The organism is Coprococcus intestinihominis (assembly GCF_040096555.1).
GTDB lineage: Bacteria > Bacillota > Clostridia > Lachnospirales > Lachnospiraceae > Coprococcus_A > Coprococcus_A intestinihominis.
Map to the genome: position 1 here is coordinate 1 of NZ_JBBMEK010000532.1, position 603 is coordinate 603.

At 39.1% G+C, this 603-nt stretch carries 1 protein-coding gene; it reads left to right on the top strand.

The window, feature by feature from the left end:
* A partial coding sequence (locus WMO25_RS18675) for an AAA family ATPase (RefSeq protein ID WP_349086758.1) occupies positions 1-603 on the top strand: 603 nt, incomplete at both ends.

Here is a 603-nt window from a genome sequence, read left to right on the forward strand (position 1 = left end):
AGTTTGACAGGATTTGTACATGACCACCCTGCATCGGTATTGATCTTTGATGAAATCGAGAAATCACATCCTAAGGTGATCAATTTGTTCCTTCAGATTCTGGATGCGGGGGTATTATACGATAGTAAGTACGAACAGAATATATCCTTCAAAGATACGATTATTATTTTTACAACAAATGCCGGTAAACAGCTGTATCAGGATACAACTAAACGAAATTTTTCGGATGTATCAAGAAAGGTTATATTGGATGCATTGGAAAAGGATGTGAATCCTGCAACAGGGAAAGCATTTTTTCCGCAAGCCATTTGTTCAAGGTTTGCGACTGGCAATGTGCTCTTGTTTAACCACCTTTCAGCTAATGATCTGTCAATCATTGCTGCACAAAAATTGCTGGATCAGCAGAAGAATCTCAAGGAAACATTTTCTATTGCTTCCTCCAATGTCGAATCATTAGCAACAACGATATTATTTTCTCTTGGCGGGCACTGTGATGCGCGCAATGTAGCAGGGGCTGCAAAACGGTTCTTTTCTTCGGAATTGTTCGAACTTTACAGATTGGCCAGAGCTGATGGAAAAGGCATATCGGATATAAAAATAAAA